Origin of the sequence: Gordonia terrae (assembly GCF_001698225.1) — a bacterium.
Lineage (GTDB): Bacteria > Actinomycetota > Actinomycetes > Mycobacteriales > Mycobacteriaceae > Gordonia > Gordonia terrae.
The window spans coordinates 4731703-4755477 of the sequence record NZ_CP016594.1 but is presented as its reverse complement, the minus strand read 5'-3'; the positions used below and the strand labels follow the sequence as shown (position 1 = coordinate 4755477).

Sequence of the window (23775 nt, the reverse complement as noted above, 5' to 3'; positions counted from 1 at the left end):
GGTCGTTGTGTTGGGGTCGACTCTCAGGGGGCATGGTTTGTGGCTACTTCTGGATCAGTTCGCGGGGGAAGTCGGTGAAGGTCTCGACGCCGGTCGGGCTGACGCGCACCGACTCGGACAACTCGAAACCGTAGTTGTCCATCCACATTCCGCAGACAATGTGGAAGGTCATGTTGGTCTCGAGCACCGACTCGTCCTCGCTTCGGATGCTGATGGTGCGCTCACCCCAGTCGGGCGGATAGCCGATCCCGATCGAATAACCCAGACGTGAGGGTTTCTCGAGGCCGTACTTCGCGAGCGTCCAGTTCCACGTGGAGGCGAGTTCGCGGGTGGCCACGCCCGGTTTGATGGCCTCCAGCACGTTGTTCAACCCCTCGGCGGTTGCTTTGGCGACGTAGTCGAGGTCCTTGCTCGGGGTGCCCAGCGAAACCGTGCGGGCGAGCGGGCAGTGGTATCGGCTGTGCGCACCGGTCAATTCGATGACCACCGCCTCGTCTTCGGCGAAAGTTCCCTGATGCCAGGTGAGATGGGGGGTGTCGGCCGCCGCGCCGGTGGGCATCATCGGGACGATCGCCGGGTAGTCGCCGCCGTACTCCGGGGTCCCGGTGATCTGCGCCTGCGAGATGGCCGCCGCCGCATCGCATTGCCGGACACCGATGTCGATGGTGTCGATGGCGGCGCGCATCGCCTTCGAGCAGACCATGCCCGCCTGGCGCATGAGCTGCACCTCGGCTTCGGACTTGACCGATCGTACCCAGTTGACGAGTTCGAAGTTGTCGACGAGCTTCCACTCCGGGATCGCGTTGAAGAGCGCGCGGTAGGCCTTGGGGGAGAAGAAGTGCGAGTCCATCTCCAGGCCCACCGACCCGGTGTTGGACGCCGGGGCGATGAGGTGACGCTGACGCAACGACCAGGCGACCCAGTCGAACGGGTGCAGGTGCGGCCGGTGGACGTAGCTCTCCGGATAGCCGACGATCTGGTCGGCGGACAACCACGTCGTGCGGTGTGCGCCATGCGCATCCATCTCGCGGGCGTAGAAGACCATCTCGCCGTCGATCGGCACGAACAGCATCTGCGGGGTGTAGAACGACCAGGCGTTGTACCCGATCAGATAGAAGATGTTGGCCGGATCGGTGACGATGATCGCCGACAGACCCTGTCGGTCCATGAGCTCACGGACTCGGGTCAGGCGCTGTTCGTACTCGCTGTCGGTGAAGAGCTGAGCCCCCAGGTACATGGTCTTCGCGCTCCTGTCTGAACGGGACTGGTTCCGGGAAGTGTTGTCAGCGACGGGGAATCGGCGTGGCCGTGTATTTCACGTCGAGGAACTCCTCGATGCCCACGCGTCCGCCTTCGCGGCCGAGTCCGGACTCCTTGACACCCCCGAACGGGGCTGCCGGATTGGACACGGCGCCGGTGTTGACCCCGACCATACCGGTTTCCAGCGCAGCCGACAGTCTGGCGCAGCGGTCGACGTCCTGGCTGAACAGATAACCGACCAGCCCCCATGGGGTGTCGTTGGCCAGCGCGAGGACCTCGTCGTCGGCCGCGGGATCGCCCGGGTCGTCGGCGTCGCCGAACGGGATGATCGCGGCGACGGGTCCGAAGATCTCGGTGCGCGTGAGATCCGCGTCGAGCCCGACATCCGTCAGGACGGTCGGCGGATAGAAGAAGCCCGGGCCGGCCGGGTTCTCGCCCCCGCAGACGACCGAGGCGCCCTTCGCCACGGCGTCGGACACCAGTGCCGAGACCTTCTCGACGGCTCTCGATTCGACGAGAGGCCCGACTTGGACGCCCTCGGCCGCACCATCACCCACCCGCAGCGCGGACATCTTCGCGGCGAAGGCATCGGTGAACTCGTCGATCACGCTGCGGTGCACGAAGACCCGATTGGCGGCCGTGCACGCCTGGCCGATGTTGCGCATCTTGGCGAACATGAGTCCGTCGACGGCTCGGGAGATGTCCGCGTCGGCGCACACGATGAACGGCGCGTTGCCGCCCAGTTCCATCGACGTTCGCATGACCGTCCCCGCAGCCTGGCGCAGGAGGAGTTTCCCCACCTCGGTCGACCCGGTGAAGCTGATCTTGCGGGCGAGTCCGCTCTCCATCCACTCGGTGACGACGGTCGACGGGTCGCTGGTGGTGACGACGTTCAGCACCCCCGACGGCAGACCCGCCTCGACGAGGATGTCGGCCAGCAACAGTGTGGTGAGTGGGGTCAACTCGGCCGGTTTGAGAACCATGGTGCAGCCGGCCGCGACCGCCGGACCGATCTTGCGGGTTCCCATGGCCAGCGGGAAGTTCCACGGCGTGATGAGGATGCACGGCCCCACCGGCTGCCTGGTCACCACGATCCGGTGCGATCCGTCGCCGGTGGTGGTGGAGTCGCCGCCGATGCGGACCGCCTCCTCGGCGAACCAGCGGAAGAACTCGGCGCCGTAGGCAACCTCGCCCTTGGCCTCGGCGAGGGGTTTGCCCATCTCGGCGGTCATCACCGCGGCGATCTCGTCCACCCGCGCCATGATCAACTGATGTGCGCGGTAGAGGATCTCGCTGCGGTGGCGGGGCGAGGTCGCGGCCCAGTCGGCCTGATGTGCCGCCGCGGTCTCGAGTGCGCGCCGGGCGTCGGTGGCGTCGGCGTCGGCCACTCGGGCGAGTACGTCGCCGGTGGCCGGGTTGACCACGTCGAATCGCTGACCCGAGGCGGCCGGGGTCCATGTTCCGTCGATGAAGAGATCGGTGCTGACGCGCGACACGACATCGGGTGCGGAGTGGGGGGTTGCGGTCACTGAGGCGGTCACGGTCGTACTCCTCGGAGGTCGGTGGCTGTGTCGGGTGCTGAGGTGAGCAATTCGGCGAGATGGACTCCGCGGACACGGCCGGGGGAGAGGCCGTCGTCCACGGTCGCGAGGTGTTCGACGGCCATCGCGCAGCTGAAACCGTCGGTGATCACCGGCCGGTCGGGGGCGCTCCGCAGGGCCGGAGCCAGACTGTTCTCGGCGACGGCCATGCTGACCTCGTAGTGCCCTCTCTCGAAGCCGAAGTTGCCGGCGACACCGCAGCATCCGTCTGCGGTGTGCACGGTGATTCCGAGCGCCTCGAGAGCGGCGACGCCCACCCGGGCGCCGAACACCGAGTACTCGTGACAGTGGGTCTGCACCGTCACCTCATCGGGTAGGGGCGGTGGTCGCCACCCCGCGTCGAGCAGTGCGGGAAGGTGGGCGGCGAAACTCCGGACGCGTGCTGCGACGCGACGTGCGGCCTCCGTCGGGACGAGTTCGGGCAGATCCTTCGCCAGGGCCGCGGCGCAACTGGGTTCGACCACCACGATCGGCCGGTCCGTCCCGTCGTCGAGATCGGCGACGGTGCGACGCAGCACCTTTCGGGCCCGATCCAGCTGTCCCGTCGAGATCCATGTGAGACCGCAACAGTTGTCGGCCGTACAGCCGACGGGATCCGACGCACGGTCGACGGGGTGGGCGGCTCGGAGGATCTCGGCCACGGCGGTGGCCACGTGCGGCCGGAAGGCGCGGGTGAAGGAGTCGACGAACAGCACGACCGAGGAACTGTCATCGACGGGGGAGAGCGATCCGAGGTGGGTGCGCCGTGACCGTCGGGTGGCGAACGCGGGCATCGTGCGCCGGGGGTCGAGTCCGCCTGCGCGCGCGGCGAGACCGCTGAGCCGGGATCGCAGTGCGCGGTTGAGGACCGGTGCCGTGAGCCCGGCCGCCGACAACCACGCGGGCATCCAGCCGAGGGAGTAGTGCGACAGCGGCCGGAGCCGGCGCCGATAGTGGTGATGGAGGAACTCGGACTTGTAGGTGGCCATGTCGACGCCGGTCGGGCAGTCGGTGGAACAGGCCTTGCAGGACAGGCACAGGTCCAGGGCCTCGGCGACATCGGTCGACCGCCAGCCCTCGTCGACGCTCGGCGCGGTGCGGACCATGTCCTGCAACACGCGCGCCCGGCCGCGGGTCGAGTCCTTCTCGTCGCGAGTGGCCTTGTAGCTCGGGCACATCACCCCGCCGGAATCCGCACGGCACCTCCCCACGCCGATGCATCCCTGTACGGCGTGCACGAACGGGTCGAGCAGGGGAAGTTCGGGTCCGAGATCGAAAGCCGTGGGCCAGCTCCGGCGCGGCACCTCGGCGAGAGCGAGGTCGGTGGTGATCGGGGGCGGGTCGACGATGCTGCCCGGGTTGAGGATTCCGTGCGGGTCCCAGATCGCCTTGAACCGGGCGAAGGTCGACATCATCGCCGGGGTGTACATGACGGGCAGGAGCGCCGATCGGGCCCGCCCGTCACCGTGCTCGCCGGACAGCGAACCGCCGTGGCGCACCACGAGTTCGGCGGCTTCGGCGCAGAAGCGTGCCATCACCGCACGACCCTCGGGGGAGCGCAGGTCGAATGTGATCCGCACGTGCATGCAACCGGCGCCGAAGTGCCCGTACATGACGCCGGTGAGGCCGTGCCGGTCGAGCAGTTCGGCGAAGTCGTCGAGGTAGTCGGCGAGTCGTTCGGGTGCGACGGCGGCGTCCTCCCAGCCCGGCCAGGATTCGTAACCGTCGCCGATGCTCTCGTCATCGGGATCGGCGAGGCGCGACGACAGCCCCGCGCCGTCCTCGCGAACCCGCCAGAGTGCCTTGCGGCGGGCCGGGTCGTCGACAACCGTTGCGTCGATCATCCGACCCTGCGCGCGCAGGTGATCCAGAAGGCGTTTGGCGGTCGCGGGCACGTCGGCCTCCGACTGCACGGTGGCACTGTGGTCGTCGAGATCGATGAAGAGCCATGCGGATCCGTCGGGCAGACCGGCGACGGACTCGCGGCCACGTCGCGCCGCCATCGTCGCGACGATCTTACGGTCGATGCCTTCGATGGCCGACGGCGCGAACGGGAGGATCGCCGGGACGTCCCGGGCGGCGTCGGCGGGGGAGCGGTAGCCCACGCACAGCAGGAGTTGCGAGGTCGGGACCGGCACGAGCGTCACGGTCGCCGACACGACGATCGCGCAGGTTCCCTCGCTGCCGACGAGGGTGCGCGCCACGTCGAACCCGTTCTCCGGCAGCAGCTTCGCGAGATGATAACCGGAGACCTGTCGCGGAATGGTCTCGAGCTGGGTGCGCAGGATCGCCAGGTTCGCGGCGGCCAGGTCACGCAGCGACCCGGTGATCTCGGCCGCTCGCGCCCCCGCCGCGGCGTCGGCGGGATCGGTGGCCCGCAGGCCGTCGCGGGTTGCGGTGAGCAGCAACCCCTCTGCCGTGACGAGATGGAGTTCGACGATGTGATCGCTGGTGCGGCCGTGTCGGACCGAGTGATTGCCGCAGGCGTCGTTGCCGATCGCGCCGCCCAGCGTCGCGCGCGACGCCGACGACGGGTCCGGCGCGAAGGTGAGCCTGCCGCCGGTGGCGGCTCGTGCGTCGGCGGCGAGGGTGGTCAGGACGATGCCGGCACCCGCGACCGCGGTCGCGGATTCGGCGTCGACGGACAGGACGTGGTCGAGATGCCGAGACAGGTCGATCACGACGCCGGGTCCGATCGCGTTGCCGCCCATGGAGGTTCCGCCACCGCGGGGAACCACCGGGATCCGGCGGTCATGACACCATTCGACCACCGTCGCGACCTCTGTGGCGGTGCGGGGGAAGGTGACGGCGAGCGGTGGGACCCGGTAATTGGAAGCGTCGTAAGAGTATTCGGCGAGGCGACGCGTCGAGGAGTCCGCGTCGACACCGAGTTCGGCGAGTTCGGCTGCGATGTCCACCCGTGGCATGTGTGACCGAGCTGTCAGTTCTGGCCGAGCGCCGCGGCGAGTGCGGCGCCGAAACGGGCGACACCGAGATCGATCTCCTCGGCCGTGACCACGAGGGCGGGAATGAGTCTCACGACGTTGGCCGCCGGACCGCACGTGAGCGAGAGCAACCCCTGGGCGGTGGTGGCCTGCTGCACGGCGAGCGCGGCCGCCGCGTCGGGCGCGGTGTTCCCGGCGGCGTCGGTGGTGATGAACTCGATGCCGGCCATCAGTCCCAGGCCGCGGACGTCCCCGACGCCGGGGAAGGCGGCGCACACCTGCCGCAGGCCGGCGAGCAACTGTTCACCGCGCACGCGGGCGTTCTCGACGAGGCCCTCGGACTCGATCACGTCGAGCGTGGCGATCGCGGCGGCCGCCGCCACGGCGTTGCCCCCGTACGTACCACCCTGCGAGCCGGGCCAGGCCTTGCTCATCAACTCCCTCGGTGCCGCGATCGCCGAGATCGGGAATCCCGATGCCAGGCCCTTGGCGGTGATCAGGATGTCGGGGGTCAGGCCCGCCGCGTGCTGGTGACCCCAGAACTTGCCGGTGCGGCCGAATCCCGCCTGCACCTCGTCGAGGACGAGGAGGATGCCATGGCGGTCGGCGCGATCCCGCAGACCCTGGAGGAAGCGCGGCGGGGTGGGCAGGTATCCACCGTCGCCGAGAACCGGTTCGATGAGGAAGGCGGCCGTGTCATTGGGCGCGACCCGCGACTGCAGCAGATAGTCGAGCTCGCGCAGCGCGAAATCGACGGCGGTGTCGGTGTCCCAGCCGTAGCGGTAGGCGTACGGGAACGGTGCCATGTGCACGCCGCTCATCAGCGGGGAGAAGCCTGCGGAGAAACGCGTCCCGGCGGTCGTCAGGCTGGCCGCCGCGACGGTACGGCCGTGGAAACCACCCTGGAACACGATGATGTTGGGTTTCGCGGTGGCCATCCGCGCCAGGCGGACAGCGGCTTCGACGGCCTCGGAACCGGAGTTCGCATAGAAGACGGAGTCGAGTCCGGCGGGCAGTACCGACCCGAGGCGCGCGGTGAGCTCGAGGAGCGGGGTGTGCATCACGGTGGTGTACTGCGCGTGGATGACCTTGGCGCACTGTGCCTGCGCGGCCGCGACGACGTGCGGGTGGCAGTGTCCGGTGCTGGTCACACCGATACCGGTGGTGAAGTCGAGATAGTCGCGACCGTCGGTGCCCCTTATCCACGAGCCAGCCGCGGTGTCGACGACCACGGGGGTCGCCTGCTTCAGCGCCGGGCTCAGCGACGCGGTCTGGCCGGAGCGGATCGGGGAGTCAACACTGGCGGTCATGGGTACACGGTGACGCTCGATCGTACGATTGTCAACAATTGGACATCAGTCCTGGTCATCAAGTGTGTCGAGGGCGGCGCTGAGGTCATGCAGCGCGTGCAGGGCCTGTTCCCACCGCGCGGGGTCGAGGACGGTCGCCAAGCGATCGGCCGCCTCGCGGTGCCCGGGGTCGATCGCTCGCACGGCGGCGAGTCCCGCTGCCGTGGGCGCGACGAGCTTGGCCCGGCGGTGGGCCGGATTGTCCCGGTATTCGGCCAGTCCGTCGGCGACGAGGAGGTCGGCGGTGCGCTGGACGCTCTGCCGCGTGATCCCCATCGCCCGTGCGATGCCCGCGACCGGTAGCGGCTCGTCGAGGACCGCGCCGAGAACCTGCCATCGCGTGGCGGTCAGCTCGGCGGGGGCGGCGAGGCGCTCGGCGAGGGCGAGGAACTGGCCGTTGAGGCGAAACGCGGTCAGTGCCGAGGCGGACAGCAGGTCCTGATGGTCTCTCACTGCTCCCCGGCCAGGGCGTAGAAGCCGCTGGGGTCCTGATGGCCGTAGAGCTGATACCAGGCGTCGAGAACCGGCGGTGTGTAGAGACCGAGCAGCGCGAAGACCTCGCGGGCGAAGTCGACGGGCGCTATCGCCGCGGCGGTGATCACCCCGCGATCGGTGACGGCGGGAGCGTCGACGTAGTGTGCGGCGCCCGCATATCCCGTGGGTGTGAGCTGCTCGGGCGCATTGCTGGTGTGGCGGCGGTCGTCGAGCAGTCCGGCGCGCGCGAGTCCCAGTGTCGCGCCGCAGATCCCGGCGACCGGTGTCCCGGCGTCCGCCCACCGCCGGGCGGCGTCGACGAAGGCGTCGTTGGACTCCCAGATCTGGGCGCCGGGCAGCAGCAGCATCGCGCTGTCCTCGGGTCCGATGGCGTCGAGTGTGGTGTCGGGCACCATCGTGACCCCGCCGATCGTGCGGATCGGCTCGGCGGACGCGCCGACGGTCACGATCCGGAACGATCCGGGTTCAGCCTGGTAGTCGGGGTTGTTGATGCCCGCTGCGACATAGCCGAACTCCCAGTCCGCGAGCGTCGGATACAGGGCGAGATGGACGGTTCTCATGATGCCTCCTCGTGAACGACGATTGACAGCATCCTGTCATATATGACAGGATGCTGTCAATCGTCCGAGGTGTGCGTCAGTTGCGCAGACGCTGCCCGCGCGAGGGTCGGCCGACGAGGGCAGGGGCCGTCTCCCGGATGACCATCAGGCAGCAGAGGCTGATCGCCATCAGGACCGCCGCATAGATCCCGACGGGAATCACGCTGCCGGTGGCACTAACGATCCGGTTCGCGATCATCGGGGCCAGCCCGCCGCCCAGCACCGCGCCGACTTGGAAGCCGATCCCGATGCCGCTGTAGCGCTGCGTGATCGGGAACAGCTCCGCGAAGGTCGTGAGCATCGGACCGTAGACGAAGCCGGTCAGGGCGAAGCCGATCGAGATGACCGTGATGCAGGCGGTCAGCGACCCGGATGCGGTGACCCAGAACAGGATCGGCGCGAACAGCAGTGAGGTGATCATGCCGAATCCGATCACCGTCTTGCGGCCCAGCCGGTCGGACAGGTAACTGCCGAGCACGACGGTCGCGGCATGACAGGCGAGCGCCAGCGTGCTGCCGAGGACCACCGGCGACCGCTCGAAGCCGCGTCCCGGATCGGTCTCGGTCAGGAAGGAGAGCATGAACGTGAACAACAGGAAGGCGTAACAGTTCTGCCCGACGTTGATCCCGGCGGCCAGGGCGACACGACGCCAGTTCTGCCGGAGCACGGCGAAGGCCGGCGGTGAGCTCTCCTCGGCCTGCTTGGACGCGACGAAGTCCGGTGTCTCGCTCACCCTCGATCGCGTCCACACCCCGATCGCCAGCACGACTCCGCCGATGAGGAAGGGGATGCGCCAACCCCAGGCCAGGACCTGCTCCATCGGCATCAGCAGCACGAGTGCGAACGACAGGTTGGCCAGGATGCCGCCGACCGGCGAGCCCAGGGTGACGAAGCAGCCGTACAGGCCACGCCGGTGCGCCGGCGCGTGTTCGGCGGCGAGCAGGGCGGCGCCGCCGATCTCACCGCCTCGCGAGATGCCGTGCACCATGCGGAGGAAGACCAGGATGATCGGTGCCACGATCCCGATGGCCTGGTAGTCGGGGAGGATGCCCATCGCCAGCGTCGACCCGCCCATGAGCAGGAAGGCCGCGGTCAGCGCCTTTCGTCGGCCGAATTTGTCCCCGAAATGTCCGAAGATCAGGGCGCCGATCGGCGCCATCACGAAACCGACCGCGAAGGTCGCGAATCCGAGGAAGGTGCCGAACCAGGGATCGTCGACGTTGAAGAAGATCTTGTTGAAGACCAGTGCCGTCGCGGTGCCGTAGATCGCGAAGTCGTAGAACTCCATGATCGTGCCGACGCCGGATGCGACGGCGACCCGGGTGGTCCGTTCCCGCCGGGGCTGCTCGGTGCTCGGTGCCGTCGGGTCGGGCGGTGCAGAATTGTCGAGAGTTACCACGGATCACTCCTCATCGGTGGGCGAACGGACCGTCGAGGCCGGCGTTCGTTGGCTGTACTCGTGGATGGATCGATTGTGTCGAATCCGCGCGACGCGGGGAATCGGGAAAAGCTTTACAACGCCGAGCTATTGGACGCGTTCGAGCGCGTTTCACCGCGCCACCGGGTCCGGCCCGGTGGCGGGGTGCGGGGATCGCCCGAGACGTCAGTCGGCCGTGCTGAACTCCTCATGGCGGGCGAGGCGTCCGACCGCGTCGAGGACACGGGCGAAATCGGCGATGCGCTGTGCTCGATAGTCGTCGACGGTCGACGGGTCGAACTCGTAAAAGCCTGCGCCGTCGGAGATCCCGCGGCGCCCGGACGTCATGTTCGTCTCGACCAGAGGCGCGGGTGCGAACCTCTCGCCGAGTTCGCGGCTCAGGTAGTTCGACGCGTGGAAGAGCGTGTCGCAGCCGCCCCAGTCGATGAACTCGAGCAGGCCGAGAACCGCGAAGCGGGAGCCGAATCCGATGCGGACCGCGGTGTCGATGTCCTCGGCGCTGGCCACGCCCTCGGCCACCATGCGTGCGGCCTCGTTCATCACCAGCGCCTGGAGCCGGGGCACGATGTATCCGGGCGACGGCGCGCACACCACGGGCACCTTGCCGACCCCGAGCAGCAGCTCACGGGTGGCGTCGACGGCCCCGGGACCCGTCGCCGTGCCGGGCGCCACCTCGACGAGCGGCATGAGATCGGCCGGATTCAGCCAGTGCGCGTTCAGGAAACGCGCCGGCGCCGACAATGCGCCGGCGAGTTCGTCGACGAGGAAGCTCGACGTGGTCGACGCGATGGGGACGGTGTCGCCGACCATCGCCTCGATCCACGCGAGCGCATCGCGTTTGATCCCGGCGACCTCCGGCACGGCTTCGAAGACGAGATCCGCCGCGGCCATCGGGGTGAGGGCGTCGACCTCGCCGACGACCGTCACCAGCGCGGCGACATCCTCGAGGTCCTCGACCGCGAGCAGGCCGAGCGTGACCTTGTGCGCCAGTGCCTGTCGGATCGACGCACGGACTCCCTCGAGGTAGGCCGCGGCGTCGGCGCCGCGGTCACGGAGGTCGACGACCGACACCGCGACGTTCCCGAAGGCCAGTGCCGCGGCGATGCCCTGGCCCATCCGGCCGGCGCCGACCACGGCGACGTGACGGCCCGTCACCGCGCCGGTCCGTCGTGGAGCAGTGCCCGCATGCCGGACGGGTCGAGTTCGGCCAACCCCAGGCTCTCCAGGGTCCGCCCGCCGGTCGCGGCGGGACGGCCGGTGACCGCGCCGGCCAGGGCGAGCAGACCGTCGGCCACCGGAGACGGCACCGACGCCCACCGCGCCACGGAACTCAGCAGCGCCAGCCCGATCTCGACGTCCTCGACCATGTAGCGGTGGGTGTGCAGGTCGATGTTCTCGCGCCAGTCGCCGCTGTCGGTGAGCTTCTCGTGGGCGGCGTTGCCGTACATCCACTCGTCGCCGTCGGCGGTGTAGTGGTCGGCGAGCGGGAAATGCGGTGCGGCATAGCCGAGCGCCTCGCGGACCGCGATGCGCTCGGCATCGAGCGCCGAGGTGACCCGCCGGATGGAGTCCTGGGTGCCCTCGTTGTGGATGTCCCACGACGGGAAGTGTTCCAGCGGACCGGCATTCATCAGGATGAGCGGCGGGTGGATGATCGGTCCGGCGTTCATCAGCGCGCCGCTGAGGGCGTCCTCGACGCGCTCGACGGCGGGGTAGACCTCGCCGAGGACCGCCAGCGCCCGGTCGGTGTGCCGCGCCGGGAAGACGCCGGTGGGCAGACGCGTGGCGTATCCGCTGACCACGACGCGGGTGTCGCCGTGCTTGCGTGCGAGGTAGGGCAGGGTCCCGGTTTCGGCGAACGCGACGTCGGCGGGGTTGCCCGCGGCGCGTACCGCCTGCGCGAAGACGATGGATCCGAAGCTGCCCGGCGGCAGATAGACGACCTGACCGTCGCGCAGATGCGGGGCGAGTTGCCGGGCGAGCGACTCGTGGGCGAACGCGGGAACCGGCGCGACGATGACCTCGGCGGTGGACACCGCCTCGGCGAGGTCGGTGACGATCGAGATGCCCCTGCCGTCACCGTTGTCGACGGTGATCTGCCTGCTGCCGCGATGGTCGTCGAGGTCGAGGGTTCCGCGCTCGACCAGCGACGAGAACGCCGCGCCGTCCCGCCGCCACCAGGTGACATGGTGGTCCTTCTCGCTGAGCTCGGCCGCGGCCGCATAAGAGCCGTGACCTCCGCCGATGATGCAGACCTTCACGAATCGTCCTCCTCGATCTCGGGCCGCCCGTGCGGCCACTGGGGTGTTGGGAGGAAACGTAGGAGCGCTGCCGCGGACTGTCCCGGCGTCTGCCGAACACGAAAAAAGTTCACCTCGTGATGCAGGATTGTTGCGTGCCGGACGACCTCGATTATCAGATCGTTCACGCCCTGCAGGTCGCGCCGAGGGCGCCGTGGGGCGTCGTCGGCGACGTCGTGGGCGTGAGCGCGGCGACCGCGGCCCGCCGCTGGGAGCGGCTCGTCGACAGCGGTCTCGCCTGGATCGTCACCTATCCCGGGGCCGCGTACCTGAACACCCGCTGCAGCGCGTTCGTCGAGGTCCAGGCGTCGTCGCGGCGGGAGGCGCTCGTCGAGCGACTCGCGGGGGACCGACACGTGGCCACGATCCAGCGCACCGCAGGCGACGGCGACCTGCTGCTGACCGTGATGGTGCCCGACCTCGGCTTCCTCGGCGACTGGGTACAGCGCCTCGCCGATACCGAGGGCGTCGCCCGGACCCGGACGAGGCTGGTGATGCGGGTCTTCGGCGAGAGCGAACGCTGGCGGGTGCACACGCTGTCCGACGCGGACGAATCGGTGCTCGTCGAGCACCGTCCCGAGCACCGCCCGCTGGCGCACGAACCCGACGAGATGGATCTGCGGCTCATCGCCGCACTGGCCGAGGACGGCCGACGCTCGGCGGTCGATCTGGCGGCTGCGAGCGGCCTGAGCGCACCGACCGTCCGACGCCGACTGACCGCACTCGTCGCCGAACGCGTCCTGTCGATCAGATGCGAGGTGGCCCATGTCATCAGCGGATGGCCCGTCACGGCGAACGTGTGGGCACGCGCGTCGTCGAGGTCGATCTCGGCGCTCGTCGACGCGCTCGACGAACTGCCCCAGGTGCGTGTCTGCTGCGAGGTCACGGGCACCGCGAACATCCTGATGGGCGTCTGGTTGCACACCGTCGGCGAACTGTCTGAGTTCGAGCAGCAGCTCGAGAGCCGGGTGCCGGGGCTCGTCGTCGCCGACCGTTCGGTCACCCTGGAGACCCCGAAGCGGCTGGGAACACTGCTGGACCGGTCGGGCTGCCGCACGGGCTCGGTTCCGGTGGTGCTGTGAGATGACCACGTCGACCTCGCTGCGCTTCGCCCTGTTGATCACCGCGGCCTGTGGCTTCCTCGACAGCTACACGTACCTGTCCCGGGGCGGGGTGTTCGCCAATGCCCAGACCGGAAACGTCATCCTCCTCGCGCTGAATCTGTCGGAGCGGCAATGGCATCAGGCGTCCGGTCATCTGTGGCCGATCCTCGCCTTTCTCGTCGGCGTCGTGCTCGCGGTGCACGTGAAGGCCGGCCGGCTCGACCGCCTGCTCGTCTATCCGATCCGGGTGACGATGGCGCTGCAGGTGGCGATCCTCGTGGTGATCGGCTTCGTCCCCACCTCGGTGCCGCATTCGTTCGTCACCATCCCCATCTCGTTCATCACGGCGATGCAGATCGAGTTGTTCCGCAACATCGGCGATCTCAACTACATCGCGGTGGCCACGACCGGGAATCTCATGCGGCTCGTGGAGGCCGGCTACGGGGTGACCGTCGACCGGTCGCCGGATGCGCGCAAGGCCCTCGCGGTCTACGGCCGCCTGGTGGGGGCGTTCGCGGGTGGCGCACTCGTCGGGGCGGTCTGCACCCAACTGTTGGGCGGTCGCGCCGCCTGGGTGCCCGCCGGTTTCCTCGCGGTGACGCTGCTGCTCTTCGTGATCGACGAACACACCGACCCGTCACCTACGGTGGGGTCATGACCCCGCATGCGCCCGTGGTTGCCCTGTTGATCTCTCCCGACGCCCCTCTGCCGGGGAACCTCGCCGAGATCGAGGAGCTCGCGACGGTACGGCTCTGCACGGCTGACGATCTCGGCTCCGCCCTGCCGGGTGCGGACGTCTTCGTGTTGTGGGACTTCTTCTCCCGCGGGCTCGCCGACCACTGGGGCGACGCGACGGCATCGTTGCGCTGGGTGCATGTGTGTGCGGCCGGCGTCGACTCATTGCTCTTCGACGAGTTGCGGGCCTCGGACGTCGTGGTGACCAACGCGCACGGCGTCTTCGACCGGCCGATCGCGGAATTCGTCCTCGCCGCTGTCCTCGCGCGGCACAAGGGTTTACACGAGTCGATGGCGTTGCAGCGCGACCATGAATGGCGGCACCGCGAGACCGTGGCGACCCACCGCACCTCCGCGCTCGTGATCGGCACCGGCGGGATCGGCCGCGCGACCGCGAAACTGCTACGCGCCGTGGGGGTACGGGTGACCGGGGCAGGCCGGACCGAGCGCGCGTCGGACCCGGACTTCGGACACGTCGTCGCCACCGACGACCTCGCCGCGCACGTGGGCGACTTCGACACCGTCGTCGCGATCGCGCCGCTGACCGAGCAGACCTCCGGAATGATCGACGCGACCGTGCTGGCGGCGATGAAGCCCGGCGCACATCTGGTCAACGTCGGACGCGGCGAGCTCGTCGACGAGCCGGCCCTGGTGCGGTCGCTCCGATCGGGACACCTGGGCGCGGCCACGCTCGACGTCTTCGTCACCGAGCCGCTGCCCGCCGACAGTGAACTGTGGGACCTGCCCGGGGTCGCGATCTCGGCGCACATGAGCGGGGACGCCGTCGGGTGGCGCGATGCGTTGGCCGAGCAGGTCCTCGACAACCTCCGGCGCTACGTCGCCGCGGGCACCGAGGAGCCGGCCGACGTGCTGGTCAACGTCGTCGACAAGGAACGCGGGTACATCCGGGTAGGCGGATGACCTCACCGCGGGCCCGCCGATAGTAGGCTGTAGCGCGATGACCACCGTCTATTTCCTGATCGCCGCCGTGGCCCTACTGGGTGCGGGTGTCCTGTTGTGGCTCGACCGCCAGCGGTCGAGCGATGCACGGCACCAGCGTGCGGTCTGGGGCGATGAACACGAGTTCAAGTTCCGTGAGTCGGACACCAAGCTGCGCAAGGTGTTTCGGCGCGCCACCATGAACGTGGGCGACCACATCCCGGTCCAGGACGTCGCATACGGACACTTCGCCGGGGTGGAGGCCGTGGTCTTCGACCTCGCCGAGACCGCGACCGTGATCGCCGTCCGACGCTCTTCGCCGTCGCATGTCGTCGTCGACCTCCGGCACGAGGACGTCCTCGCCCCCGCCGAGGAAGACGTGGAACTGCTGGGTGCGATGGGCCCGCGTGTCATGTTCTCCAACAATCTCGACGTCGCCCGTCGGGTCTGCGACCGCCGGATGGTCGCGCTCGCCAACAAGGCGCCCGCGTTCGTCGAGGTCCTGTGGAACGAGGGCAACTGGGCGCTCGGTTCGATGCCGGTGACGAACGACCCGGCCAAGCTGAACACGGGTCTGGAGGTCGTCCGCCGATTCGCCGATCTGCTGCGAGTGCTGCCGCCGGTCCGGGAACCCGAGGACTCGCCCGACCCGCGCGACCCGCACGGACCCACGCGGGCCGAACTCGCCGACGAGAAGACCGAATCGTTGCGGGACAAGCGCAGGCGGCAGGCCCAGGGCGAGTCGTGGGCCGGCGGCTCCCCGGCCGGCGCGTCGGCGGAGTCCGACAATCCGGCACCGACGCGCACACCCCCGTCACCGACCACCGGTGGCCGCCGGATGTCGCCGATGCCCGTCCGCGGGTCCGGCGCGACTTCCGACGAGGCACCTCGCCGGGACACGGGCGAGCGGCCCAACCGGCACCGCAACTGATCGCCTGACGCTCCATGTTCGACCGAGAGGGAAGCCGCATGTCCTCGTCCGCCCCGGTTCCCGCCGAGACCCCGCAGGTCGACCCGACCGCGAAGGCGCGGCTCGCCGAGCTCGTCCGCGGCCTCGCCGTCGTCCACGGCAAGGTGACCCTGTCGTCGGGTAAAGAGGCCGACTACTACGTCGACCTGCGCCGGGCGACGCTGCACCACGAGGCCTCGCGACTGATCGGCACGCTGATGCGGGAGCTGACCGCGGACTGGGAGTACGCCGCGGTCGGTGGCCTGACCCTCGGCGCGGACCCCGTGGCGACGTCGATCATGCACGCGGACGGCCGGTCGGTCGACGCGTTCGTCGTCCGCAAGGCAGCCAAGGCGCACGGCATGCAACGTCAGATCGAGGGGCCCGACATCGTCGGCCGCGACGTGCTCGTCGTCGAGGACACCAGCACGACCGGGGCCTCCCCGTCCACGGCTGTCGAAGCCGTCCGCGGTATCGGTGGCAACGTCGTCGGGGTGGCCACCGTCGTCGACCGCGCGACCGGCGCGGACGCGGTCATCACGGCCCTCGGCGTGCCGTACCGCTCCCTCCTCGACCTCGGCGATCTCGGGCTTGCCTGACGAGTCGGCCGGTCACGGCGGAGACGACGCCGCGGGACCCACCGAGTGGCAGACCGGGCCGGCCGTCGGGGTCGGGCCCTGGACCGTCGAGCATCCCGGCGAGCCCGTACCCGACGATCCGCGCCTCGACGCCGAGCTCCTCGCCCACGGGGACACCCGCAACGTCGTCGACGCGTATCGGTACTGGTCGCGAGAGGCGATCGTCGCCGACATCGACGCCCGGCGGCATCCACTCCACGTCGCCATCGAGAACTTCGCGCACGACGCCAACATCGGCACCGTGGTGCGCACCGCCAATGCCTTCGCGGTGGCCGCCGTCCACATCGTCGGACGGCGCCGCTGGAATCGCCGCGGAGCGATGGTGACCGACCGATACCAGCACCTGATGCACCACGAGACGGTGTCCGACCTGATCGCCTGGGCTCGGGACGCGCGACTCACCGTGGTGGCGGTGGACAACACGCCCGGTGCGCGGCCCCTCGAGACGGCGGATCTACCGCGCGACTGCGTGCTGCTGTTCGGTCAGGAGGGCCCGGGGGTCAGCGACGACGCGCAGCGCGAGGCCGATCTCACGGTGTCCATCGCCCAGTTCGGCTCGACGCGCAGCATCAACGCGGGCGTCGCCGCCGGAATCGCCATGCACGCGTGGGTCCGGCAGCACGCCGACCTCGACGCCGCGTGGTGACGGGCGGCTCAGAATCCTGCGGTGGGGTTGATCTCGGACCTCGGCAGCGCCGACGTGGGGACATTCCACTTGTCGAACAACCGCTGGTACTCGCCGCGGGCGATGAGGGTGTTGACCGCTTGACTGATCGCCCGGGCGACCGGGGAGTTCTTGGCCGTCACGAATCCGACGACGGTGGTGGAGTATTCGCCGAGGAACGTCGTCCCGGGCACCTTGTCGACGAGGTACCGCAGCGACAGGGTGGGGCCGAAGTAGGCGTCGACCTTGTTGTTCTGCAGGCTGAGAATGATCGCGCCCTGGTCGTCGAGGTACTGAACCGAGTAGGCGGGCTTGCCGTGTGTCGTGCACTCCTGCACGCCCTTCTCCAGGATCTGTTGAAAGGTGGTGCCGGATCCGGTCACGATCTTCTTGCCGCACAGGTCTTCCAGCGTCGTGACGGAGGTCAGACCGGACCCGGATGAGCCGACAAAGGCCTGTCCGTCATTGAGGTACGTGGCGAAGTCGACCACCTCGAGCCGAGACCTCGTCACACCGAAGTTGCCCTGCCCCACCTGATATCGGCCGTTCTGCACGCCGGGGATGATGGTCGAGAAGGTGCCGACCTCCTCGTTCCACGTCACGCCGAGGGCTTTGGCGACCGCGTTGCGCAGGTCGACATCGAGGCCAACCGGGTTGCCCTCCGGGACCTCGCCCGCGTGCGGGAGGTTGTTGACCCCGGGCGCGCGGGTGAGGCCGAGGGTGAGCTCGCTGGTCCCCGGCGGCAGGAGGGCCTGCGCGGCGGGATCGACCGCCACCGACGACACCACGTCCTGGGTGGGGATCGCATAGCTCTCGCCGGCCGGGTCGGTCGAGCCACCGCATGCGCCGATCATCAGCGTCGCGGCTGCGATCAGAGGTAGGGCGAGCAGAGCGCGGCTGCGCATGGGTTCTCCTTGGCGTCGTCAGTGGTGTGGGAAGGTCAGCGCACGGCCGCGAGGAATTCGCGGGTGCGGGGGTGCTCGGCGGCGGCGAAAATGCGCTCGGGCGAACCGGTCTCGACGATCAGGCCGTCGTCCATGAAGATCACGGTGTCGGCGACATCGCGGGCGAAACCGATCTCGTGGGTGACGACGACAAGGGTCATTCCGGATTCGGCGAGGTCGCGGATGACGGCGAGGACCTCGCCCACCAGCTCGGGGTCGAGCGCGGAGGTCGGCTCGTCGAACAGGACGACGTCGGGTTGCATGGCGAGGGTGCGAGCGATGGCCACCCGCTGTTGCTGGCCGCCGGACAGGTGCGACGGGTACGACTTCTCACGTCCGGCGAGGCCCACCCGGGCGAGCAACACCCGCCCCCGCTCGTCCGCCTCGTCCGGTGAGGTGCCGGCCGCGAGCTGACCCTCGGTGAGGTTCTCCAGGACGGTGAAGTGCGGGAACAGGTTGAACTGCTGGAAGACCATGCCGATCCGGCGGCGTTGTCGAGCGACCTCACGGGGAGGCAGTTCGCGCAATACCGTCTCGCCGTTGCGTCGGCGCGCTTCGCGGTAACCGATGACATCGCCGTGCACCCGCACATGACCGCGGTCGGGGCGCTCCAGATGGTTGACACACCGCAGCAGAGTGGACTTTCCGGACCCCGACGGTCCGAGCACGATGGCCACCTCCCCGGTGGCGACATCGAGGTCGATGCCGCGTAGAACCTCCCGGCCGCCGAAGGACTTCTCGAGGCCGCGGATCTCCACGGCGCTCATCGCGGCGTCCCGGGCAGGCGCGGGCGCAGACGCGCGGCGTCGCGGAGGATGTCGGCGAACGGACGTGCGTCGCGTCGGCCCCGGGCGAAACGCCGCTCCACGAAGTACTGACCGATCGCCAGCAGCGACGTGATCACGATGTACCAGATGGTGGCCACCAGCAGCAGCGGCATCACCTTGAAGTTCTGGTTGTAGACCAGCTGCACCGAATACAGCAGATCGGTCACGGCGATCACGCTGACCAGCGACGTCGATTTCAGCAAGCCGATGAGCAGGTTGCCGGAGGCGGGGACGATCGCGGGCATCGCCTGGGGGAGGACGATGCGCCGGAAGATCCGGCTGGGAGCGAGCCCCAGCGAGCGGGCGGCCTCGGTCTGTCCGTCGTCGACCGAGACGAGTCCGCCGCGCACGATCTCGGCCGCGAACGCTGCCACGTCGATGGTCAGCGCGATGAAGGCTGCTGTCAGCGGACCGATGAGGTGAGTGGTGTCCACCGAGGTGAACTCGGGCCCGAACGGGATGCCCAGCGACAGGCGTGGATAGAGCGAAGCGAGCTGAAACCAGAACAGCAGCAGCACCAGTGGCGGCACCGACCGCACGATCCACACGAATCCGAACGAGATCGACTGGAGCAGCGGGCCGCCCCACAAGCGCATCGCCGCCAGTCCGATGCCGAGCACGAATCCGGCGGCGAACGTCACCGCGGTGAGCCACAGTGTGAGCCACAAGCCGCGCAGCACCGACTCCTGGGTGAAGTACTGCGCCACCGTGGGCCATTCGAAGCGCTCGTTGGTCACCAGTGTGTTGACGAACATCGCGCCCAGGACGACGGCCACCGTCGCTGCGACCCAGCGCCCAGGGCGGCGACGGCCCACCAGACGCATCTGTGACGGGGCGGCGTCGAGCACGGGACCCGTCGCCGTGACGGTCGGAGTTGCCATGATCGGCGACGCTAAGCGCGCAGGCGCCCCGGCGGAAGGTTAAGAATCGAGCTGACGGGATGACTCGGCGCGCCGGCCGAGGGGCCGATCAGTTCTCGGCGGTCTGATTCGTCGCATCGTCGGACGCGGGCAGCGGAGCTTCCTCGACGACCTTCTTGCGCGAGCGCAGGATGCGCTTGCCGATCTCGGTGATGATCGGCAGAACCGAGATGAAGACGATGAACAGGAAGATGTAGTCGATGTTGTCGCGGATGAACTCGATCTGCCCCAGGAAGTATCCGAGCAGCGTGACACCCGCGCCCCAGGCGATCGCGCCGATGATGTTGTACGTGAGGAAGATCGGGTACCGCATCTTCGCGGCACCGGCGACCAGCGGTGCGTAGGTCCGCACGATGGGGACGAAGCGCGCGAGGATGATCGTCACCGGGCCGTGCTTCTCGAAGAACTCGTGCGCTTCCTCGATGTAGACCTGCTTCAAGATCTTCGCGTCCGGCCGGAACAGCGAATACCCCGCCTTCTTGCCGATCCAGTAGCCGACCTGGTCGCCGAGGAACGCCGCGATGGGGATCAGCACGAGGAGCACCCAGAGCGGTGCGAACGGTTCGATCTCCGCGGACTTCGCCGCCACGATGAGACCCGCGGTGAAGAGCAGCGAGTCGCCGGGGAGCAGCGGGAACAGCAGACCCGACTCGATGAACACGACCAGCAGGAGACCGGCCAGCATCCATGTGCCGAACGAGTTGAGCAGGTTCACCGGATCCAGGAATCCCGGCAGGAGCGCCAGGTTGGTGGTCGTGGTGGCAAGAGCGGAGTCGATCACGGGGACCCAGAGTACCTGCGGGTGCGTCGAGGACAGAATCTCACGGCTCCGCCATCGTCGTTTTCCAGCAGGTCCGGGCACGAATGGTGCCCGCGCCGGGCGATGTGGCACCTGCCATACTGGGGGGAGTCCGGCCGCGGGAAGTCCGGCTGCTCGCCACCGAAGCACCACTCGAGGCGAGAGAACCCGAACACCAGAGCACATCAACACCCTGGAGGATTCGTCGATGCCCATTGCAACCCCGGAGCAGTACGCCGAGATGTTCGACAAGGCGAAGAAGGGCGGTTACGCATTCCCCGCGATCAACTGCACCTCGTCGTCGACGATCAACGCCGCGATCAAGGGTTTCGCCGACGCAGGCAGTGACGGGATCATCCAGTTCTCGACCGGTGGCGCCGAGTTCGGGTCCGGCCAGGGTGTCAAGGACATGGTGACCGGCGCGGTCGCACTCGCCGAGTTCGCGCACGTCGTCGCGGCCAAGTACGACGTCCTCATCGGTCTGCACACCGACCACTGCCCCAAGGACAAGCTCGACACTTACGTCCGGCCGCTGCTGCAGATCTCGCAGGAGCGCGTCGACGCCGGCCGCAATCCGCTCTTCCAGTCGCACATGTGGGACGGCAGCGCCGTGCCGCTCGACGAGAACCTGGAGATCGCCAAGGAACTGCTGGCCAAGGCCGGTGCCGCCAACATCATCCTCGAGATCGAGATCGGCGTGGTCGGTGGCGAAGAGGACGGCGTCGAGAACGAGATCAACGACAAGCTGTTCACCACCCCCGAGGACTTCGAGAAGACCATCGAGGCGCTCGGTGCCAGCGACAGCGGCAACCGTTACCTGCTGGCCGCGACCTTCGGCAACGTGCACGGCGTCTACAAGCCGGGCAACGTCAAGCTGCGTCCCGATGTGCTCAACACCGGCCAGGAAGTGGCGACCAAGAAGCTGGGTCTGGCCGAGGGCGCCAAGCCGTTCGACTTCGTCTTCCATGGCGGTTCGGGCTCGCTGAAGAGCGAGATCGACGAGGCGCTGAGCTACGGCGTCATCAAGATGAACGTCGACACCGACACGCAGTACGCCTACACCCGCCCGGTCGCCGGCCACATGTTCGGCAACTACGACGGTGTGCTGAAGGTCGACGGCGACGTCGGCAACAAGAAGGTCTACGACCCGCGCAGCTGGTCGAAGAAGGCCGAGAGCAACATGAGCGAGCGCGTTGTCGAGGCGTGCAACGACCTCAAGTCCAACGGCAAGTCCCTGACCGCCTGACAGAGGTGATCAACCGCTGCCCGCACTCCGACGAGGGGTGCGGGCAGTGTTGTCCGTGCACTCAGGTGAGGGCGAGACCCACGACGACCGCGGCGGCGAGCGCGATCATGACCAGCGCCGCGATCACGACGGCCGGGTCGACGCGTGACCGGGTCCGCTGCGGTGGACCGACCTCGTAGGGACGGATCCGACTGGTGCGGACCCGGTTGTCCGGCCCGGGAGTCCGGCTGGGCGCCGTGCCCACGGCCGGCGCCGGTCGGGCCGGCGGCGTGAAGTATCCAGGTGCAGAACGGTCACCCGGGCCGGCCGGCGGCGGGCCGCACCGGTGTCCGTTCGTCACGTGGGGTTGCACACCTTCCAGTCGTCGCCGTCGCGCTGCAGGTTGAGGGTGACGGTCTCGGGCTGGTCGGGTGTGTTGGTGTGCACGGCGACGACCTCGACGACGGCCTGATTGCCGCCCTCGACGACCCGGACCGCGTTGATCGCCTGCGTCTGTACAAGCTCGTTGCGGGCGCGCTGCGCCTCGTAGGTCCGCTCGTACGCGGCATCGTCGAAGTCGCTGTAGAACGCGTTGAGCTCACCGCAGGTGACCGACCGCAGGGTCGAGAGGTCGCCCTCATACAGCGCGGTCGTGTAGTCCATCGCGACGGTCGCGGCCTCGTCGGCCGGTGCTGGGCCGCGCAGGCTGTTGTAGGCGAAGATGCCGCCGACGACGGCCACGATCACCACCACGACCGCCGCCGCGATCAGCAGGCCCTTGCCGCGCTTCTTCTTCTGCGACGCGGGGCCGCTTCCCGGGATGACCTGGGGTTCGCGGTCGGTGGTCGTCCACCCCGCGGTCGAGGCGGGAACGGCCGGCTCGGGGGTGGTCCGGACCTCGTCATCTGCCGTGGCGGGCTCGTCTCGGGCGGACGCGGCGGCCGCCGCAGCCGCAGCCGCGGGGATGACGGTCGTGGCGGCGTCCGGTTCCTCGGCGTCGGCGTCGGCGTCGGCGTCGTCAGCAGCGTCGTCCGTGACAGCCGTGTCGGTCTCGGGTGTGCCGGTGGTCCCGCCGGCGGGCACGACGATCGCCTCGGTGGGGGACTCTGCCTCAGCCTCTGTATCGTCCGTCGCCGCGGCGTCCTCGGTCGGCTCGGTCTCGGTCGGCTCGGTCTGCTCGTCCTCGATCGGCTCGGTCTCGATCGCCCCGGTTTCGGCGTCTGACTCGGCGGCCGGGACCTCGATTGCCTCGGTGGCGTCCCCGGCCTCGTCTGTCGCGGACTCGTCTGTGGTCGACTCCGCGTCTGCAACGTCGTCGTCGGTCTCGGTCGTGCCGGCCGCCACGGCAGCCGCGCCGGCCGCTGCGACACCCGCGCTGACCGCGGTACCCGTCGACGGGTCGGTGTCGTCCTCGGGGACCACCGGCTCAGCCGCCGCGTCGGTGTCGGAGTCCGCCTCGTCGTCCAGATCCGACTTTTCCGTCGATTCCGCTGCGGAGGACTCGGACTCGGACTCGGACGGCTCTGCCTCGGCGGCCTCGTCTGTCGGACCCTCCGCGTAGGCCTCGGATTCGGGCGAGGCTGCCTCGGGCTCCGGGGCCGTCGGGTCGATGTCGTCGAGGTCTTCGAGCCCCTCGGCGTCGGGGAGGTCCGACCGTCGGATGACCGTGGTCTTCGAATCGCTGGGCCCGAGGCGCTTCGGGGCGGGGGCGTCCTCGCTCGTGGCGTCGTCGGTCGCCGTCTCCTCGGTCGAGGCGGACTCGGGTTCGTCGCTCAGCGGGTCGATGTCGTCGAGATCCTCGAGATCCTCGGCAGACGGGAGGCTGTCGCGATTGATCACCTGGGTGGCGCCGTCGATACCGCGTCCACCCTTCGGCTTCGGTGCCGGGGACTTCTTCGCGGCGCCGGCCGCAGTGGACGCGTCTGTCGTGGACTCCGCTGCGGTCGCCTCGGTCCCGGTGGCCGTGTCCTCGGTGGCCTTGCCCTCGGCGGTCTCGTTCTGGGTGGAATCGTCCACAGCTGGCTCGCGGCCCTCTCTGCTGGTGCTGGGTGGCGTGGCGTCGGTGC

22 protein-coding genes are annotated in these 23775 nt (G+C 69.0%); 7 read left to right on the top strand and 15 right to left on the bottom strand.

The window, feature by feature from the left end; translation table 11 throughout:
• Window positions 1-43: 43 nt before the first annotated feature.
• The 9 genes from BCM27_RS21060 to BCM27_RS21020 form a co-directional block, all read right to left on the bottom strand.
• Window positions 44-1237 carry a M24 family metallopeptidase gene (locus BCM27_RS21060; protein ID WP_004021325.1) on the bottom strand — a complete coding sequence of 398 codons (1194 nt, stop codon included), beginning with the start codon at window positions 1235-1237 and terminating at the stop codon, window positions 44-46.
• Window positions 1238-1283: 46 nt separating this feature from the next.
• Complete coding sequence (locus BCM27_RS21055; protein WP_004021326.1) at window positions 1284-2801, bottom strand: NAD-dependent succinate-semialdehyde dehydrogenase; 1518 nt, start codon at window positions 2799-2801, stop codon at window positions 1284-1286.
• On the bottom strand, window positions 2798-5767 hold the full coding sequence (locus tag BCM27_RS21050; protein WP_004021327.1) for an FAD-binding and (Fe-S)-binding domain-containing protein: 2970 nt from the start codon (window positions 5765-5767) through the stop codon (window positions 2798-2800). The genes BCM27_RS21055 and BCM27_RS21050 overlap by 4 nt, the downstream gene beginning before the upstream one ends.
• A 14-nt stretch (window positions 5768-5781) precedes the next feature.
• Window positions 5782-7095 carry an aspartate aminotransferase family protein gene (locus BCM27_RS21045; protein WP_004021328.1) on the bottom strand — a complete coding sequence of 438 codons (1314 nt, stop codon included), beginning with the start codon at window positions 7093-7095 and terminating at the stop codon, window positions 5782-5784.
• A 45-nt stretch (window positions 7096-7140) separates the two neighbouring features.
• Complete coding sequence (locus BCM27_RS21040; protein WP_004021329.1) at window positions 7141-7587, bottom strand: MarR family winged helix-turn-helix transcriptional regulator; 447 nt, start codon at window positions 7585-7587, stop codon at window positions 7141-7143.
• Complete coding sequence (locus tag BCM27_RS21035; RefSeq protein WP_004021330.1) at window positions 7584-8189, bottom strand: DJ-1/PfpI family protein; 606 nt, start codon at window positions 8187-8189, stop codon at window positions 7584-7586. Before BCM27_RS21035 ends, BCM27_RS21040 begins: the two co-directional genes overlap by 4 nt.
• Window positions 8190-8265: 76 nt before the next feature.
• Window positions 8266-9627 (bottom strand): MFS transporter, encoded by a 1362-nt coding sequence (locus tag BCM27_RS21030; protein WP_004021331.1) that lies wholly within the window; start codon window positions 9625-9627, stop codon window positions 8266-8268.
• A 204-nt stretch (window positions 9628-9831) separates the two neighbouring features.
• Complete coding sequence (locus tag BCM27_RS21025; RefSeq protein WP_004021332.1) at window positions 9832-10821, bottom strand: 3-hydroxybutyryl-CoA dehydrogenase; 990 nt, start codon at window positions 10819-10821, stop codon at window positions 9832-9834.
• Complete coding sequence (locus BCM27_RS21020) at window positions 10818-11927, bottom strand: NAD/NADP-dependent octopine/nopaline dehydrogenase family protein (protein WP_004021333.1); 1110 nt, start codon at window positions 11925-11927, stop codon at window positions 10818-10820. Before BCM27_RS21020 ends, BCM27_RS21025 begins: the two co-directional genes overlap by 4 nt.
• A gap of 134 nt (window positions 11928-12061) precedes the next feature.
• Between BCM27_RS21020 and BCM27_RS21015 the strand changes: the two genes are divergently transcribed.
• From BCM27_RS21015 to BCM27_RS20990, 6 genes are read left to right on the top strand one after another with little or no spacing between them, the layout of a single operon-like run.
• Window positions 12062-13048 (top strand): Lrp/AsnC family transcriptional regulator, encoded by a 987-nt coding sequence (locus BCM27_RS21015; protein WP_004021334.1) that lies wholly within the window; start codon window positions 12062-12064, stop codon window positions 13046-13048.
• Between the two features lies 1 nt (window position 13049).
• On the top strand, window positions 13050-13727 hold the full coding sequence (locus BCM27_RS21010) for a YoaK family protein (RefSeq protein WP_004021335.1): 678 nt from the start codon (window positions 13050-13052) through the stop codon (window positions 13725-13727).
• Window positions 13724-14725, top strand: a complete 1002-nt coding sequence (locus tag BCM27_RS21005; protein WP_004021336.1) for a D-2-hydroxyacid dehydrogenase — start codon at window positions 13724-13726, stop codon at window positions 14723-14725. Before BCM27_RS21010 ends, BCM27_RS21005 begins: the two co-directional genes overlap by 4 nt.
• 37 nt (window positions 14726-14762) lie before the next feature.
• A complete protein-coding gene (locus BCM27_RS21000; RefSeq protein ID WP_004021337.1) occupies window positions 14763-15674 on the top strand; it encodes a type III secretion system chaperone family protein in 912 nt (303 codons plus the stop codon).
• A 38-nt stretch (window positions 15675-15712) separates the two neighbouring features.
• Window positions 15713-16291 carry an orotate phosphoribosyltransferase gene (gene pyrE, locus BCM27_RS20995; RefSeq protein WP_004021338.1) on the top strand — a complete coding sequence of 193 codons (579 nt, stop codon included), beginning with the start codon at window positions 15713-15715 and terminating at the stop codon, window positions 16289-16291.
• Window positions 16284-16976 carry a TrmH family RNA methyltransferase gene (locus BCM27_RS20990; RefSeq protein ID WP_004021339.1) on the top strand — a complete coding sequence of 231 codons (693 nt, stop codon included), beginning with the start codon at window positions 16284-16286 and terminating at the stop codon, window positions 16974-16976. Before pyrE ends, BCM27_RS20990 begins: the two co-directional genes overlap by 8 nt.
• Window positions 16977-16984: 8 nt before the next feature.
• On the opposite strand, the gene BCM27_RS20985 is transcribed toward BCM27_RS20990, so the two are convergent.
• From BCM27_RS20985 to BCM27_RS20970, 4 genes are all read right to left on the bottom strand, one after another.
• Window positions 16985-17899 carry an ABC transporter substrate-binding protein gene (locus BCM27_RS20985; RefSeq protein WP_004021340.1) on the bottom strand — a complete coding sequence of 305 codons (915 nt, stop codon included), beginning with the start codon at window positions 17897-17899 and terminating at the stop codon, window positions 16985-16987.
• A gap of 35 nt (window positions 17900-17934) precedes the next feature.
• The gene (locus BCM27_RS20980; RefSeq protein ID WP_004021341.1) at window positions 17935-18705 is read right to left on the bottom strand and encodes an amino acid ABC transporter ATP-binding protein; all 771 of its coding nucleotides are present in this window, start codon (window positions 18703-18705) and stop codon (window positions 17935-17937) included.
• Window positions 18702-19646: an amino acid ABC transporter permease gene (locus BCM27_RS20975; protein ID WP_004021342.1), complete on the bottom strand. Its 945-nt coding sequence runs from the start codon at window positions 19644-19646 to the stop codon at window positions 18702-18704. Before BCM27_RS20975 ends, BCM27_RS20980 begins: the two co-directional genes overlap by 4 nt.
• A gap of 88 nt (window positions 19647-19734) precedes the next feature.
• Window positions 19735-20466, bottom strand: a complete 732-nt coding sequence (locus BCM27_RS20970) for a VTT domain-containing protein (RefSeq protein WP_004021343.1) — start codon at window positions 20464-20466, stop codon at window positions 19735-19737.
• A 226-nt stretch (window positions 20467-20692) separates the two neighbouring features.
• Here BCM27_RS20970 and fbaA point away from each other — a divergent pair, with 226 nt between their 5' ends.
• A complete protein-coding gene (gene fbaA, locus BCM27_RS20965; RefSeq protein WP_004021344.1) occupies window positions 20693-21730 on the top strand; it encodes a class II fructose-bisphosphate aldolase in 1038 nt (345 codons plus the stop codon).
• 61 nt (window positions 21731-21791) lie between these two features.
• On the opposite strand, the gene BCM27_RS20960 is transcribed toward fbaA, so the two are convergent.
• Window positions 21792-22070, bottom strand: a complete 279-nt coding sequence (locus BCM27_RS20960; RefSeq protein WP_239450627.1) for a hypothetical protein — start codon at window positions 22068-22070, stop codon at window positions 21792-21794.
• A complete protein-coding gene (locus tag BCM27_RS20955; RefSeq protein ID WP_081908918.1) occupies window positions 22067-23725 on the bottom strand; it encodes an Rv0361 family membrane protein in 1659 nt (552 codons plus the stop codon). The genes BCM27_RS20960 and BCM27_RS20955 overlap by 4 nt, the downstream gene beginning before the upstream one ends.
• Window positions 23726-23775: the final 50 nt, after the last annotated feature.